The organism is Streptomyces sp. NPDC024687 (assembly GCF_055559055.1).
On the sequence record NZ_JBVHLJ010000001.1, the window covers coordinates 1,203,578 to 1,218,506 of the forward strand.

Here is a 14,929-nt window from a genome sequence, read left to right on the forward strand (position 1 = left end):
CACAGGAGCGGTGCCCCGCAGGAACTCCCCGCGAGGCACCGCTCGCTCCGTCATCAGCCCTGGGTCAACGCACGGCCCCGCCCACGGGACCGATACCCCTCTCGGGCCCTACAACTCGCCCAGCTCGGACGCGTACGGCGGCTGCGCCCCGGCTCGTGAGCAGGTGATCGCCGCCGCGCGTGCCGCGAACCGCAGCAGCCGGGCCCAGTCCTCGACCCCCAGGCCGGCGACCGCCTCCGGGGACAGTGCGTCGAGGCCGGCCAGGCCGTGCAGCAGGGCGGCGTTCACCGTGTCGCCCGCGCCGATCGTGTCCACGACGTCGACCTTCTCGCCCGGCACCGGCAGCACCGCCCCGTCCCGGGTGAACACGGTCAGCCCCTCCCCGCCCTGGGTGACGACGACGGCCGAGGGCCCCGCGGCCAGCCACTCGCGCGGGGTGCCGCCCAGCCACCGCGCGTCCTCCTCGGAGAGCTTGAGCAGCGACACCGACGGCAGCCAGCTCTTGAACCGGGCCCGGTAGGCGTCCGCGTCGGGGATCAGCCCGTCCCGGATGTTCGGGTCGAGCGCGGTGAACACACCCTGCGCGGCCGCGGTCCGCAGCAGCTCCTCGTAGGCGCTCGCCCCCGGCTCCAGGACGAGCGAGCAGGTGCCGAAGGACACCGCGCGTGTACCGGCGGGAAGTTCGGCGGGGGCGGCGAACAGACGGTCGGCGGTGCCGTCGACGTAGAACGAGTAGGCGGCCGAGCCGTTGGTGTCGACCGTGGCGACGGCGAGCGTGGTCGGCTCCGTACCGCGCTGCACGGCGGACACGTCCACCCCCGCCTCCCGGAGCCCGTCGAGCAGGGCCTCGCCGAAGGCGTCGTACGAGATGCGCGAACAGAAGGCGGTGGGGGAGCCGAGCCGGCCGAGGGCCACGGCGGTGTTGTAGGGGCCACCGCCGAGCGCCGGCTTGAGACCTGCCAGGGCACCCGTGCCCTGCGGGACCAGATCGATGAGGGCCTCACCAGCGACGACGATCACGAAACCGTTCCTTTCTGAGAATGCGAGGGCTGCGAGGGCCGCGCCCGCTGTCCGGAGTCGGAGCAGCCGCACGACGTGCGATGCACGAACGTGCAGTCGAGGCGCACGGTCCGGGCAGGCCGGTCCGGCCTGTCGAGCCGTTCCAGCAGCACACGGACCGCCTGCGCGCCGATCTCCCTGCTGGGCTGGGCGATGGCGGTGAGCCGGGGCGAGAACAGGTCCGCCCAGGCGAAGTCGTCGAAGCAGCACAGGGCCAGGTCGTCCGGCACCGAAAGGCCGTGTTCGCGCAGGGCGCGCAGGGTGCCGATGGTCATCGCGTTGTTGGCGGTGACGAGGGCGGTGGGCGGCGAAGCCAGGGCGAGCAGGGCGCCGGTGGCCCGTTCGGCTCCGGCCGCCTCGGAGTCGCCGTGGACGATCAGGTGATCGTCGTGGGGGAGGCGGGCGGCGGTCAGGCCCTGCCGGTATCCGGCGATGCGCTCGGCGGTGGTGCTCAGGCCGGGCAGGCCGGCCACCAGGCCGATGCGCCGGTGACCGAGTCCGGCGAGGTGGGTGACCAGCCCGGCCGTCGGCTCGCTGTTCTCGGCGCAGACCTGGTCGAAGCGCTGCGGGCCGCTCCCGCCCACATCGTCGATCACCCGGTCCAGGAACACCGTCGGGACCTGGTGGCGCCCGAGGTAGGACACGAGCTCGCGCGGGTCGGCGGAGGGCGCGACGATCATGCCGTCCACGCGCCGTTCGTGGAGCAGCTGGGCGACCTTGCGCTCGTGCACGGGGTCGTCGTGCGGATCGGCGATGAGCAGGCTGTACCCGTGTTCCAGCGCGCCCGCCTCGACGCCCTGGAGGATCTCCGTGAAGTACGGATTGCTGATCGCCGACACCGCGAGCCCGATGGAGCGGGTCCGGGAGGTCACCAGGGACCGGGCGAGGGTGTTGGGGGTGTAGCCGAGCTCGTCGACGGCGTCCAGCACGGCCTGGCGGGTGTGGGGCAGGACCGGCCGGGTGCCGTTGAGGACGTGCGAGACGGTCGCCACGGAGACTCCGGCGGTGCGTGCCACGTCGGCCATGGTCGGCATCGGGTTCCCCTCCCGGAACGGCGCCCTTGTGGGCACCGGAACAGTGGCCCACGGCCGGGAAGGTATCCCATTCAGCGGTGCACGTAAACGCTTGCGCAAACGTTTACGTCATGTCACCGGTCCGACGGCACCGCCCCCTGCTCCCAGTCCCACCCGATCCCCACGGCCCCCGACCGCACCCGTGGCTCGATCAGGTGGACCGAGTGGTGGCGGCCGGTGAGGGACAGTTCCTGGCGGCCGCTTCGGGGCGCGGCGGGGGAGTGCTGGGCGAAGCGGTGGCAGCGCACCGGCAGGGCGTTCTCGTCGAACCGGACCTGGAGCGCGTACTGCCCGCCGGGCGAGCCGAAGCCGCGCGTGTACTCGCGGGACACCCCGGCCGTGCCGTCCTCGACGCCGTAGCGGAACAGGAAGGTGTCCCCGGCCCGCAGCCGGGCGTCGAGAAGCAGCTCGGCCACGAGCACCCCGGTGTCGTGGTGCGAACGCACGCGTCCCGTACGGCAGTTCTCCAGGGCGTGCACGGTCATGCGCTTCGGCACGCACCCCGGGTCGCCGTGGTGGACGGCGATGAAACGGTCGACGCCCTCGCGGTGGGCGCGCACGATGTGGTGCGACTCGCGGCTGCGCAGCTCGCGGCGCGCCCCGATGCCTATGCGTTCGTGATGGCCGAGGGTGTGCAGCCCGCCGTCGGGCGGCGCGTCCAGTTCGCCCAGCAGTTGTCCGAGAATGTCCGAGGCCGCGAGGAGGGAGCGGTAGGAGCGGGTCGCGGGCCGCTCGGCGGCCGACCGGTCGTCGTCCTCGGCGAGCAGCCGGATCAGCGACTCCTCCGGCAGCTGAAGGATCTCCTCCAGCGCCCGTACGGCCCGCAGCGACTCGGGACGCTGCGGGCGCCGGGCGCCCTGCTGCCAGTAACTGAGGCTGGTGACACCGACCTTGACCCCGTAGCGCGACAGATGGTGCTGGACACGCTGGAGCGGCAGCCCCCGCGCGGCGATCGCCGCGCGCAGCGCGACATGGAAGGGGCCGCCGCGCAGGGCCGAGTCCAGTTCCGCGTCGGCGACGCTCACGTCGTCCGCGTGCTGTGTGGCGTGCGGCATGCAGGGGCCTTTCTGTGCAGGTCCGGGCGGCTGGTCAGGCCGTTCGCGAGGGTATGCCGGGGCCGTCCGTGGCAGTGCCGGGGAGGCTTCACATCCGTACGCCGTCGTTCCCGGCCCCGAGTTCCTCCGCATTGAAGCGTGTTGACCAAGTCCCGACAACACCTGTCGCCGAACGGTGGTGCACTCCCGGCCGCCTGCAGGCCGGTTCCACGAAGCCGCCGAGGGCCGCTCCAACGCCGGCACAGGCCGCCGCCTGTGGGAGTCAGGGGCCGTCCGGCGGAGGCGGGCGTCAGAACGCCGTGATCGGAGCGGTGGCGCGTTCCCGGCGGGCGAGGGCGCGCAGCACCGGAAGGAAGCCGTGACGGGCCACGGCGATACGGGTGAGGCAGTCGGTGACCGCGGCGGAGGCCTCGGCGGGCACCGACGGCGTGGGGACCGCCAGACTGACGGCCAGGTCGTCGAGGTGGACCACGAGTTCCACGAGACGGGTGAGCAGGCACTGGTCGAGCGGCAGGACGTGGGCGAACACACCGACGGGCCGGTCGGACGGCATGGCCGGCAACTGCGCCGCGAGTCGGGCACGAGCGGTGTCGAACGCCTCGGCCAGGGCGTCGGGCCCACCGGCCGCCTCCTGCTCGCCCAGCTCACGGATCCGCAGCGGCACCGCGTCGTCCGGATCCGGCGCCGGGCCGACACCGGCCAGGAAGTACGTGACCGCGTCAACGGGAGTCCGGTCCGAGGGGGGTGGCGAGGCGAGCCAGTGCTCGACGTTGAGAACGGCTCGGGCCAGATGGCCGGCCAGGCCGCTGATCCGGAAACGGTCCAGTGCACTCGGCCGCTCCCAGCGTTCGGCCAGTACCGGCGAACGCAGCAGCCCGGACGCGACCTCGGCGGTGTCGAGAAAGGCGGAGATCATCCCGGGAGGCCAGCGGCCGGCCCGATGCGTGGCCACCGGCCGTTGTCCACAGGCTCACCGGACTGTCAGCCCTCGCCAGTAGGGTGTGAGACATGGCCGACCCCTCCAGCTACCGCCCCAAACCCGGGGAGATCCCGGACACTCCCGGGGTGTACAGGTTCCGCGACGAGCACCGCCGGGTGATCTACGTCGGAAAGGCGAAGAGCCTGCGCCAGCGCCTGGCGAACTACTTCCAGGACCTGGCGAGCCTGCACCCCCGCACTCGCACCATGGTGACCACGGCCGCGTCCGTGGAGTGGACGGTGGTGTCCACGGAGGTCGAGGCCCTCCAGCTGGAGTACTCCTGGATCAAGGAGTTCGACCCCCGGTTCAACGTCAAGTACCGCGACGACAAGAGCTACCCGTACCTCGCGGTGACGATGAACGAGGAGTTCCCGCGCGTGCAGGTGATGCGCGGCCACAAACGCAAGGGCGTGAGGTACTTCGGGCCCTACGGGCACGCGTGGGCGATCCGCGACACCGTCGACCTCCTGCTGCGCGTCTTCCCCGTCCGCACCTGCTCCGCCGGCGTCTTCAAGAACGCCACCCGCACCGGCCGCCCCTGCCTCCTCGGCTACATCGGCAAGTGTTCGGCACCCTGCGTCGACCGCGTCTCCGCCGACGAACACCGCGACCTCGCCGAGGAGTTCTGCGACTTCATGGCCGGCCGCACCGGCACCTACATCCGCCGTCTGGAGAAGCAGATGACGGACGCCGCCGAGGAGATGGAGTACGAGCGGGCGGCCCGGCTGCGCGACGACATCGGGGCCCTGAAGAAGGCCATGGAGAAGAGCGCCGTCGTGCTCGCCGACGCGACCGACGCCGACCTGATCGCGGTCGCCGAGGACGAGCTGGAGGCCGCCGTCCAGATCTTCCACGTGCGCGGCGGACGCGTGCGCGGACAGCGCGGCTGGGTCACCGACAAGGTCGAGGAGATCACCACCGGCGCCCTCGTCGAGCACGCCCTCCAGCAGCTCTACGGCGAGGAGAAGGGCGACTCGGTCCCCAAGGAGGTCCTCGTCCCGGCCCTGCCCGAGCCGGTCGAGCCGGTCCAGGAGTGGCTGACCGAGCGCCGCGGCTCGGGGGTCTCCCTGCGCATCCCGCAGCGCGGCGACAAGAAGGCCCTCATGGAGACCGTGCAGCGCAACGCGCAGCAGGCCCTCGTGCTCCACAAGACCAAGCGCGCCTCCGACCTGACCACGCGCTCGCGTGCGCTGGAGGAGATCGCCGAGGCCCTCGACCTGGACAGCGCACCGCTCAGGATCGAGTGCTACGACATCTCCCACCTCCAGGGCGACGACGTGGTCGCTTCCATGGTCGTCTTCGAGGACGGACTCCAGCGCAAGAGCGAGTACCGCCGCTTCCAGATCAAGGGGTTCGCCGGACAGGACGACGTCCGGTCCATGCACGAGGTGATCTCCCGTCGCTTCCGGCGCTACCTCGCCGAGAAGGAGAAGACGGGCGAGTGGGTGGACGACCTCCCCGAGGAAGGCACCACCGAGAACGGCCTCAAGGACGACGACGGCCGCCCCAAGAAGTTCGCCTACCCGCCCCAGCTCGTCGTCGTCGACGGCGGACAGCCCCAGGTCGCCGCCGCGAAGAAGGCCCTGGACGAGCTCGGCATCGACGACATCGCCGTCTGCGGCCTCGCCAAGCGCCTGGAGGAGGTCTGGCTGCCGGGCGACGACGACCCGGTCGTGCTGCCCCGCACCAGCGAAGGCCTGTACCTTCTCCAGCGGGTCCGTGACGAGGCCCACCGCTTCGCGATCACCTACCAGCGCACCAAGCGGGCCCAGCGCTTCCGGTCGAGCCGGCTCGACGACGTCCCCGGTCTCGGGGACACACGCAAGCAGGCCCTGCTGAAACATTTCGGGTCCTTGAAGAAACTACGATCCGCCACCATCGACCAGATCTGCGAGGTCCCCGGCATAGGCCGCAAGACGGCCGAGACGATCGCCGTGGCCCTCGCCCAGGCGGCCCCGGCCGCGCCCGCCGTGAACACGGCGACTGGAGAGATCATGGATGAGGAGGAACCCGGCACCACGGGTTCCGGCGGGGACCCCGTGACGGCGGGTGCCCCGGACGAACGACGGGGGCAGGAGACATGAATGTGAACGAGCACGAAGAACAACAGGGCCAGAGCGGAGACGACGCACAGGTGAACCCGGGTGCGCCCCTCGACGCGGCCGGAGTCCCGGAGGCGGCCATCCCCGAGCTGGTGATCATCTCGGGCATGTCCGGTGCCGGCCGCTCCACCGCCGCGAAGTGTCTCGAGGACCTCGGCTGGTTCGTCGTCGACAACCTCCCGCCCGCGCTGATCCCCACCATGGTGGAGCTCGGCGCCCGCTCCCAGGGCAATGTCGCCCGGATCGCGGTGGTCGTCGACGTCCGCGGCCGGCGCTTCTTCGACAACCTCCGCGAGTCCCTCGCCGACCTGGAGGCCAAGCACGTCACCCGGCGGATCGTCTTCCTGGAGTCCTCCGACGAGGCCCTGGTGCGCCGCTTCGAGTCCGTGCGCCGCCCGCACCCCCTGCAGGGCGACGGCCGCATCGTCGACGGCATCGACGCCGAGCGCGAGCTCCTGCGCGAGCTGCGCGGCGACGCCGACCTGGTCATCGACACCTCCAGCCTCAACGTGCACCAGCTGCGCGCCAAGATGGACGCCCAGTTCGCCGGCGAGGAGGAGCCCGAGCTCCGCGCCACCGTCATGTCCTTCGGCTTCAAGTACGGCCTCCCGGTCGACGCCGACCTGGTCGCGGACATGCGGTTCCTGCCCAACCCGCACTGGGTCCCGGAGCTGCGCCCCTTCACCGGCCTCAACGAGGAGGTCTCGGCGTACGTCTTCAACCAGCCCGGCGCCAAGGAGTTCCTCGACCGCTACGCCGAGCTGCTGCGCCTCATCGCGGCCGGCTACCGCCGCGAGGGCAAGCGGTACGTGACCATCGCCATCGGCTGCACCGGCGGCAAGCACCGCTCGGTCGCCACGTCGGAGAAGCTCGCCGCGCGCCTCGCGGCCGAGGGTGTGGAGACGGTGGTCGTACACCGGGACATGGGACGGGAATGACCGCACGTAGTCCGCGGCTGAGCAGGCTGCGCCGGGTCGTTCCCGAAGGGCGGGCGACCCGGACCGTCGAGACCCGCGGCGCCCGGCCCCGCCGGCGGGGTGCCCAGCCCAAGGTGGTGGCGCTCGGCGGCGGCATGGGCCTGTCCGCCTCGCTGGCCGCCCTGCGCCGGATCACCGGCGACCTCACCGCCGTCGTCACCGTGGCCGACGACGGCGGCTCCAGCGGGCGCCTGCGGGACGAGCTGGGCGTGCTGCCGCCCGGCGACCTGCGCAAGGCGCTGGCCGCGCTGTGCGGTGACGACGAGTGGGGCCAGACCTGGGCCCGGGTCATCCAGCACCGCTTCCAGTCCAAGGGCGACCTGCACGAACACGCGGTCGGCAATCTGCTGATCGTCGCCCTGTGGGAGCAGCTCGGCGACCACGTCCAGGCCCTCGACCTGGTCGGCAGACTCCTGGGCGCGCAAGGGCGCGTGCTGCCCATGTCCGCCGTACCCCTGGAGCTCCAGGCCCTGGTCAAGGGGCACGACCCGGACCGGCCCGAGGACGTGGAGACCGTACGGGGACAGGCGACGGTGGCCCTGACCCCGGGCGAGGTGCAGTCGGTGCACGTGGTGCCGCACGACCCGCCGGCTGTCCCCGAGGTGCTGGAGGCGGTCCGGGACGCGGACTGGGTGGTCCTCGGCCCCGGCTCCTGGTTCTCCTCGGTCATCCCGCACCTGCTGGTGCCCGAACTCCTGGACGCCCTCACCCAGACGAAGGCGCGCCGGGTACTCTCCCTGAACCTCGCACCGCAGCCGGGAGAAACCGATGGCTTCTCCCCGCAGCGTCATTTGGAGGTTTTGGGACGACACGCCCCTAAACTCGCCCTGGACGTGGTGCTGGCCGACCAGGCCGCCGTGCCCGACCGCGATTCCCTGACCGATGCCGCCAAGCGGTTCGGCGCCGCGGTCGAGCTGGCGCCGGTGGCCCGGCCCGACGGGACCCCGAGGCACGACCCGGAGCTGTTGGCCGCCGCGTACGACCGTATTTTTCGGATGCATGGAAGGATCGGCCCATGGCGATGACGGCAGCGGTGAAGGACGAGATCTCCCGGCTCCCCGTCACCCGGACCTGCTGCAGAAAGGCGGAGGTCTCCGCCATCCTGCGGTTCGCCGGCGGCCTCCACCTGGTGAGCGGGCGCATTGTGATCGAGGCGGAGCTGGACACCGCGATGGCGGCCCGCAGACTCAAGCGGGACATCCTGGAGATCTTCGGTCACAGCTCCGAACTGATCGTGATGGCACCGGGCGGACTGCGCCGCGGTTCGCGCTACGTCGTCCGGGTCGTGGCCGGCGGTGACCAGCTGGCCCGCCAGACCGGCCTGGTCGACGGCCGGGGCCGCCCGATCCGGGGGCTGCCCCCGCAGGTCGTCTCCGGTGCCACCTGTGACGCCGAGGCCGCCTGGCGCGGAGCCTTCCTGGCGCACGGCTCGCTCACCGAGCCCGGCCGCTCCTCGTCCCTGGAGGTGACCTGCCCGGGACCGGAGGCCGCGCTCGCCCTGGTCGGTGCCGCCCGCCGCCTCCAGATTCCCGCGAAGGCCCGAGAGGTCCGCGGCGTGGACCGCGTGGTCGTCCGGGACGGCGACGCGATCGGTGCGCTGCTCACCCGGCTGGGCGCCCACGAGTCGGTGCTCGCCTGGGAGGAGCGCCGGATGCGCCGCGAGGTGCGGGCCACGGCGAACCGTCTTGCCAACTTCGACGACGCCAACCTGCGCCGCTCCGCGCGGGCTGCCGTCGCCGCCGGCGCCCGCGTCCAGCGCGCCCTGGAGATCCTCGGCGACGACGTGCCCGAGCATCTCGCGGCCGCGGGCCGACTGCGCATGGACCACAAGCAGGCATCCCTCGAGGAGCTGGGCGCGCTCGCCGACCCGCCGCTGACCAAGGACGCCGTCGCCGGCCGGATCCGCCGGCTGCTGGCCATGGCCGACAAGCGCGCCTCCGACCTCGGCATCCCAGGCACGGAATCCAGCATCACCGAGGAGATGGCCGACAACCTGGTCGGCTGACCCTTCCTCACCTCGCCGGTGCCGACGCCCACTTGGTTGGTCGGCACCGGCGTTCGCGTGTCCCGCGCCGGCGTTTACGCATCCGTGAGGCACCCTTGACTGGATCATGAACTGTCATGAGCCTGGCATCTGTTCGCTGCTGTGGCGGACCACCGCAAGGGGGGCTCATGAGACGAAGAGCGAGACCGATCCTCGCCGTTGGCGCGCTCCTGCTCGGCGGCGCGGGCCTCGCGCCCGTCGCCCAGGCCGCGCAGAGCGCCAGTTCTCCTGATCCGAACGAAGTCAAGGTCTTCCGCGCCGAGGTCACCAGCGGGCAGGTACCCCTGCTGCTGGCGGCCGGGCAGGACGGCCACGAACTGAGCGAGCAGGTGCCCGCGAAGGGCACCGCGACCGTCGAGGTCTACCTGACCGACCAGGAGGCCCACAAGCTCGAAGGGCAGGGTGTCGAGCTCACCGAGCACACCCTGACCGCCAAGGCCGAGGCGCGCGTGGACAAGGCCGCCGAGGGCGTGTTCCGGCCGTACAGCGGAAGCGGCGGGCTCCGGGAGGAGATCCTCGCGACGGCCCGCGCCAACCCCGGCCTCACCAAGGTCGTCTCCATCGGCAAGACCGTCAACGGCCAGGACATCCTCGCGCTCAAACTGACCAAGAACGCGAAGAAGTCCAAGGACGGCGCCAAGCCCGCCGTCCTCTACATGTCCAACCAGCACGCGCGCGAGTGGATCACGCCGGAGATGACCAGGCGGCTGCTCCACCACTACGTGGACGGTTACCGGACCGACAAGCGCCTCAAGAAGATCGTCGACTCCACCGAGCTGTGGTTCGTCCTGTCGGCCAACCCCGACGGCTACGACTACACCTTCCGACACGACGACAACCGCCTGTGGCGCAAGAACCTGCACGACAACAACGGCGACGGCACCATCGCCGTCGGCGACGGCGTCGACCTCAACCGCAACTTCTCCTACAAGTGGGGCTACGACAACGAGGGTTCGTCCCCCAACCCCACCAGCGAGACCTACCGCGGCACGGCCCCGTCCTCGGAGCCCGAGACCAAGGCGCTGGACGCCTTCGAGAAGCGGATCGGCTTCACGTACGGCATCAACTACCACTCCGCCGCCGAACTCCTCCTCTACGGCGTCGGCTGGCAGGTGGCCACCGACACGCCCGACGACGTCATGTACAAGGCGCTCGCCGGCACCCCGGACAACTCCGCGATCCCCGGCTACCGTCCACAGGTCTCCTCGGAGCTGTACACCACCAACGGCGAGGCGGACGGCCACGCGTCGAACGTCAACGGCCTGGCGATGTACACCCCCGAGATGTCGACCTGCCAGACCGCCTCGGACCTCGACCCGAACGACCAGTGGAACGCGGCGGACTGCCAGTCGGTCTTCAACTTCCCGGACGACGAGAAGCTGATCCAGCAGGAGTTCGAGAAGAACGTCCCCTTCGCGCTCTCCGTCGCCGAGTCCGCGGCGAGGCCCGACCAGCCGAAATCCTCGCTCGGCCTGAAGGCCGCCGACTTCACCCCGAAGACGTTCACCACGTCCTACTCGCGCGGCGCCGACCAGGAGGTCTCCGTCGTCGTCCGCAAGTCGGTGGGCGACAAGGAGCTCAAGTACCGCGTCAACGGCGGCCGTACCAAGGACAGGACACTCAGGGCCTGGAAGGGCGGCGAGACGTACGGCGGTGAGGACAACCTGTACTTCGACGAGTACCGGGCCAAGGTCCCCGACGGCGATCCCGGCGACAAGGTCGAGGTCTGGTTCACCGGCCGGACGAAGGGCAAAAAGCCCACCTCCAGCGCGCACTTCACCTACACCGTGGCCGAGCGGCCCCGCGCGGACGTGCTCGTGGTCGCCGAGGAGGGCGCGACCGCCGCACAGGCGCAGACGTACGTGGACGCGCTGAAGGCGGCCGGACGCAAGGCGATCGTCTGGAACGTCGCCACGCAGGGCGCGCCCGACGCACTCGGCGTGCTGGACCACTTCAAAACCGTCGTCCACTACACGGGCGCGAGCGTCCCGGGCAACCCCACCCAGCTCCAGCTGCGCGCCTTCCTGAACGAGGGCGGCAAGCTGATCGAGGCGGGCGAGCGGGCAGGCGGCAGCGTCGACCTGGGCGGCGGCACCCTGTCGAACGACTTCAGCCAGTACTACCTGGGCGCCTACACCCGTACGACTCTGCCGGGCGCCACCGCCTTCCAGGGCACCGGCAAGCTCTCCGGAGCCGGCGCGAGCCTCGGCGCCGCCCCCGGCAACCCGCTGGACGCCGCCGGATCCTTCAGCGTCACCTCGGACAACCTGCCCGCGGCGACCTTCCCGCAGTTCACCAGCGCGGGAGCCGGCACCTACCCCGGCACGCCCAACCCGTACGGACCGTACGAGGGTGCCTCCATGGCGGCCGTCACGCACAGCGACTACGCCTGGAACCGCCTCACCCGCACCGTCGACCTCACCCAGGTCACCGCCGCGCAGGCACCCACCCTGCGCACCCGGTTGCTGTGGGACACCGAGGAGGGCTACGACCACGCCGTCCTGGAGGCGCACACCGCCGGTGCCGACGACTGGACCACGCTCCCGGAGAAGAACGGCGCCACCAGCAACGCCGTACCCGCCGAGTGCGAGGCCGGGTTCTTCATCGCCGCCCACCCCGCGCTCAAGCGGTATCTGACGCAGGGCGCCGACGGCTGCACGGCCTCCGGCACCAGCGGCCGGTGGAACAGCCTGACCGGAGCGTCGGCCGGCTGGCAGGAGGTCTCCTTCGACCTCTCCGCGTACGCGGGCAAGAAGGTCGAGGTCTCCCTCAGCTACATCACCGACCCGGGCTCCGGCGGACGCGGTGTCCTCGCCGACAACGCGTCCGTGGTCATCGGCGGCCAGGCCGTGGAGACCGAGGGCTTCGAGACCTCGCTCGGCGCGTGGAGCGTGCCCGGACCGCCCGCGGGCAGCCCCGCGGTCGTGAAGGACTGGGGGCGCGTCGGAGAGCTGTTCAAGACGTACGGCGCGGTCACCACGGACGACACCGTGCTGCTGGGCTTCGGCCTGGAGCACGTCACCGCGGCGGCCGACCGCACGGCACTTCTCACCAAGGCGCTCGCGGCCATCGGCGGGTGAACCCGGGATGACCCGACGCGGTCGTTCCGGGTGACCGGAGCTTGCGGTCCGGGGCGGTCCGTACCCCTACTGGCGGGTACGGACCGCCCTGCCGTGTATGGGGCATCTCGATGTCACTCCGCCGGGCTCAGGGAGGTAGGGTCGGGGGTGGTCGGGGACATCCCATACAGCTCGCCGGATTCGAACCCGGCGTACCAACGAGGAGATCGGTTTCGTGACGATCCGCGTAGGCATCAACGGCTTTGGCCGCATCGGTCGTAACTACTTCCGCGCGCTGCTGGAGCAGGGTGCTGACATCGAGATCGTGGCTGTCAACGACCTGGGTGACACCGCGACCACCGCTCACCTGCTCAAGTACGACACCATCCTGGGCCGCCTGAAGGCCGAGGTGTCGCACACCGCCGACACGATCACCGTCGACGGTCACACCATCAAGGTGCTCTCCGAGCGCAACCCCGCCGACATCCCGTGGGGCGACCTCGGCGTCGACATCGTCATCGAGTCGACCGGCATCTTCACGAAGAAGGCCGACGCCGAGAAGCACATCGCCGGCGGCGCCAAGAAGGTCCTCATCTCGGCTCCGGCCAAGGACGAGGACATCACCATCGTGATGGGCGTCAACCAGGACAAGTACGACGCGGCCAACCACCACGTCATCTCCAACGCCTCCTGCACCACCAACTGTGTGGCGCCGATGGCCAAGGTTCTGGACGAGAACTTCGGCATCGTCAAGGGCCTGATGACGACGGTGCACGCCTACACGAACGACCAGCGGATCCTGGACTTCCCGCACTCGGACCTGCGCCGCGCCCGCGCCGCCGCCGAGAACATCATCCCGACCACGACGGGTGCCGCCAAGGCCACCGCGCTGGTGCTCCCGCAGCTCAAGGGCAAGCTGGACGGCATCGCGATGCGCGTCCCGGTCCCGACCGGCTCGGCCACCGACCTGGTCGTGACGCTGCAGCGCGAGGTCACCAAGGACGAGGTCAACGCCGCGTTCAAGAAGGCCTCCGACGACGGCGACCTCAAGGGCTTCCTGACCTACACCGAGGACCCGATCGTCTCCTCGGACATCGTCGGCGACCCGTCGTCCTGCACCTTCGACTCCTCCCTGACCATGGTCCAGGAGGGCAACACGGTGAAGATCCTCGGCTGGTACGACAACGAGTGGGGCTACTCCAACCGCCTCGTCGACCTCACGGTCTTCGTCGGCAACCAGCTCTGATCGACCGATCAGGCACCTAGGTGTGTGAGCAGGGCTCGGGCAGCGCGAGGACGCGTTGCCCGAGCCCTGACTCACGTGATCAGCTTTCCTTCGATCCAGAGCCCTCCTCAGGAGTCCCCTTCATGAAGACGATCGACGAACTGCTCGCCGAAGGCGTGGCCGGCAAGCGGGTCTTCGTCCGCGCCGACCTCAACGTGCCGCTGGACGGCACCACCATCACCGACGACGGCCGGATCCGCGCCGTTCTGCCGACCGTGAAGGCCCTCGCCGAGGCGGGCGCCCGCGTGGTCGTCGCCTCCCACCTGGGCCGCCCCAAGGGCGCCCCGGACCCGGCCTTCTCCCTCGCCCCGGCCGCCGCCCGTCTCGGTGAACTCCTGGGCGCCTCCGTGGCCTTCGCGACCGACACGGTGGGCGAGTCGGCCACCGCCACGGTCGCGGACCTCGCCGACGGCCAGGTCGCGGTCGTCGAGAACCTCCGCTTCAACGCCGGCGAGACCGCCAAGGACGACGCCGAGCGCGGTGCCTTCGCGGACCAGCTGGCCGCCCTCGCCGACGTCTACGTCGGTGACGGCTTCGGCGCGGTGCACCGCAAGCACGCCTCCGTCTTCGACCTGCCGGCCCGGTTGCCGCACTACGCCGGCCACCTGATCGCCACCGAGGTCGGCGTCCTGAAGAAGCTCACCGACGAGGTCCAGCGGCCCTACGTGGTCGTGCTCGGCGGCGCCAAGGTCTCCGACAAGCTCGCCGTCATCGACCAGCTGCTCGGCAAGGCCGACCGCATCCTCATCGGCGGCGGCATGGCCTTCACCTTCCTCAAGGCCAAGGGCCACGAGGTGGGCGCCTCCCTCCTCCAGGAGGACCAGATCCCGGCGGTCCTGGAGTACATCGAGCGCGCCGAGAAGACCGGTGTCGAGCTGGTCCTGCCGGTCGACGCCGTGGTCGCCCCCGCGTTCCCGGACCTGAAGACCAAGGCCCCGGCCGACGCCACCACCGTCGCCGCGGACGCCATCCCGGCCGACCGGATGGGCCTGGACATCGGCCCGGCGTCCGGCAAGCTGTACGCCTCGAAGATCACCGACGCCGCCACCGTCTTCTGGAACGGCCCGATGGGCGTCTTCGAGCACCCCGAATTCGCCGAGGGCACCAAGGCGGTCGCCCAGTCTCTCCTCGACTCCTCGGCCTTCACGGTCGTCGGCGGTGGCGACTCCGCCGCGGCCGTCCGCATCCTGGGCTTCGACGAGAACGCATTCGGCCACATCTCGACCGGTGGCGGCGCCTCCCTGGAATACCTCGAGGGCAAGACGCTCCCCGGCCTCGCCGCACTGGAGGACTGAC

At 71.0% G+C, this 14,929-nt stretch carries 11 protein-coding genes; 7 read left to right on the forward strand and 4 right to left on the reverse strand.

Annotated features, from left to right (window positions below):
• Positions 1 to 108 precede the first annotated feature (108 nt).
• The 4 genes from ACZ39I_RS05375 to ACZ39I_RS05390 form a co-directional block, all read right to left on the reverse strand.
• The gene (locus ACZ39I_RS05375) at positions 109 to 1,020 is read right to left on the reverse strand and encodes a carbohydrate kinase family protein (protein ID WP_467242924.1); all 912 of its coding nucleotides are present in this window, start codon (positions 1,018 to 1,020) and stop codon (positions 109 to 111) included.
• Complete coding sequence (locus ACZ39I_RS05380; protein ID WP_467242925.1) at positions 1,017 to 2,093, reverse strand: LacI family DNA-binding transcriptional regulator; 1,077 nt, start codon at positions 2,091 to 2,093, stop codon at positions 1,017 to 1,019. The genes ACZ39I_RS05375 and ACZ39I_RS05380 overlap by 4 nt, the downstream gene beginning before the upstream one ends.
• A 113-nt stretch (positions 2,094 to 2,206) precedes the next feature.
• Positions 2,207 to 3,187 (reverse strand): hypothetical protein, encoded by a 981-nt coding sequence (locus ACZ39I_RS05385; protein ID WP_467242926.1) that lies wholly within the window; start codon positions 3,185 to 3,187, stop codon positions 2,207 to 2,209.
• Positions 3,188 to 3,476: 289 nt separating this feature from the next.
• Complete coding sequence (locus ACZ39I_RS05390) at positions 3,477 to 4,103, reverse strand: maleylpyruvate isomerase N-terminal domain-containing protein (RefSeq protein ID WP_467242927.1); 627 nt, start codon at positions 4,101 to 4,103, stop codon at positions 3,477 to 3,479.
• 92 nt (positions 4,104 to 4,195) lie between these two features.
• Here ACZ39I_RS05390 and uvrC point away from each other — a divergent pair, with 92 nt between their 5' ends.
• From uvrC to ACZ39I_RS05425, 7 genes are all read left to right on the forward strand, one after another.
• On the forward strand, positions 4,196 to 6,250 hold the full coding sequence (gene uvrC, locus ACZ39I_RS05395; RefSeq protein WP_467242928.1) for an excinuclease ABC subunit UvrC: 2,055 nt from the start codon (positions 4,196 to 4,198) through the stop codon (positions 6,248 to 6,250).
• Positions 6,247 to 7,206: an RNase adapter RapZ gene (rapZ, locus tag ACZ39I_RS05400; protein WP_467242929.1), complete on the forward strand. Its 960-nt coding sequence runs from the start codon at positions 6,247 to 6,249 to the stop codon at positions 7,204 to 7,206. The genes uvrC and rapZ overlap by 4 nt, the downstream gene beginning before the upstream one ends.
• Positions 7,203 to 8,270 carry a gluconeogenesis factor YvcK family protein gene (locus ACZ39I_RS05405; RefSeq protein WP_403657893.1) on the forward strand — a complete coding sequence of 356 codons (1,068 nt, stop codon included), beginning with the start codon at positions 7,203 to 7,205 and terminating at the stop codon, positions 8,268 to 8,270. The genes rapZ and ACZ39I_RS05405 overlap by 4 nt, the downstream gene beginning before the upstream one ends.
• Positions 8,261 to 9,250 carry a DNA-binding protein WhiA gene (gene whiA, locus ACZ39I_RS05410; RefSeq protein WP_352390571.1) on the forward strand — a complete coding sequence of 330 codons (990 nt, stop codon included), beginning with the start codon at positions 8,261 to 8,263 and terminating at the stop codon, positions 9,248 to 9,250. The genes ACZ39I_RS05405 and whiA overlap by 10 nt, the downstream gene beginning before the upstream one ends.
• A gap of 167 nt (positions 9,251 to 9,417) precedes the next feature.
• Complete coding sequence (locus tag ACZ39I_RS05415) at positions 9,418 to 12,369, forward strand: M14 family metallopeptidase (protein ID WP_467242930.1); 2,952 nt, start codon at positions 9,418 to 9,420, stop codon at positions 12,367 to 12,369.
• Between the two features lie 214 nt (positions 12,370 to 12,583).
• Complete coding sequence (gene gap, locus ACZ39I_RS05420; protein WP_007381239.1) at positions 12,584 to 13,594, forward strand: type I glyceraldehyde-3-phosphate dehydrogenase; 1,011 nt, start codon at positions 12,584 to 12,586, stop codon at positions 13,592 to 13,594.
• 122 nt (positions 13,595 to 13,716) lie between these two features.
• Positions 13,717 to 14,928 carry a phosphoglycerate kinase gene (locus ACZ39I_RS05425; protein ID WP_467242931.1) on the forward strand — a complete coding sequence of 404 codons (1,212 nt, stop codon included), beginning with the start codon at positions 13,717 to 13,719 and terminating at the stop codon, positions 14,926 to 14,928.
• Position 14,929: the final 1 nt, after the last annotated feature.

What these genes read in the sequence shown, in the direction of transcription:
- ACZ39I_RS05405 (WP_403657893.1), top strand. Translation starts at nt 7,203, where the DNA reads ATGACCGCACGTAGTCCGCGGCTGAGCAGGCTGCGCCGGGTCGTTCCC.
- ACZ39I_RS05415 (WP_467242930.1), top strand. Translation starts at nt 9,418, where the DNA reads ATGAGACGAAGAGCGAGACCGATCCTCGCCGTTGGCGCGCTCCTGCTC.
- rapZ (WP_467242929.1), top strand. Translation starts at nt 6,247, where the DNA reads ATGAATGTGAACGAGCACGAAGAACAACAGGGCCAGAGCGGAGACGAC.
- ACZ39I_RS05385 (WP_467242926.1), bottom strand. Translation starts at nt 3,187, where the DNA reads ATGCCGCACGCCACACAGCACGCGGACGACGTGAGCGTCGCCGACGCG.
- ACZ39I_RS05390 (WP_467242927.1), bottom strand. Translation starts at nt 4,103, where the DNA reads ATGATCTCCGCCTTTCTCGACACCGCCGAGGTCGCGTCCGGGCTGCTG.
- whiA (WP_352390571.1), top strand. Translation starts at nt 8,261, where the DNA reads ATGGCGATGACGGCAGCGGTGAAGGACGAGATCTCCCGGCTCCCCGTC.
- ACZ39I_RS05380 (WP_467242925.1), bottom strand. Translation starts at nt 2,093, where the DNA reads ATGCCGACCATGGCCGACGTGGCACGCACCGCCGGAGTCTCCGTGGCG.
- ACZ39I_RS05425 (WP_467242931.1), top strand. Translation starts at nt 13,717, where the DNA reads ATGAAGACGATCGACGAACTGCTCGCCGAAGGCGTGGCCGGCAAGCGG.
- uvrC (WP_467242928.1), top strand. Translation starts at nt 4,196, where the DNA reads ATGGCCGACCCCTCCAGCTACCGCCCCAAACCCGGGGAGATCCCGGAC.